General features: G+C 47.1%; 1 pseudogene. It reads left to right on the top strand.

The features are described from left to right. Nucleotides 1-223 (top strand): annotated as a pseudogene (locus tag ABR397_RS24220) (type VI secretion system baseplate subunit TssF); the annotation flags it as partial.

The following is a 223-nucleotide window of genomic DNA, read 5'->3' as shown; positions in this document are numbered from 1 at the left end:
TTACTGCCAATATCAGAAATTTGATACCCAGGCACACACACTGGACATCGGGCAAATCTGTATATCCGACGAGGAGATACCCAGCCATATTCAGGCCAAAAATATCGTGGCGGCATCAAAAGATTTTCCGGCCGTAGTCAACAGTCATCAGCATTGGCCGATACTCTCCCTGTTGTCGATTGGGCCCTTTTTTCTCGGTCATATTGATTCCGTCAGATCTCTG

It is taken from the genome of Photorhabdus viridis (assembly GCF_040256935.1).
In the GTDB taxonomy this organism is placed as follows: Bacteria; Pseudomonadota; Gammaproteobacteria; order Enterobacterales; family Enterobacteriaceae; genus Photorhabdus; species Photorhabdus viridis.
The sequence above is the reverse complement of the archived record's forward strand: the minus strand, read 5'-3'. Positions and strand labels throughout refer to the sequence as shown.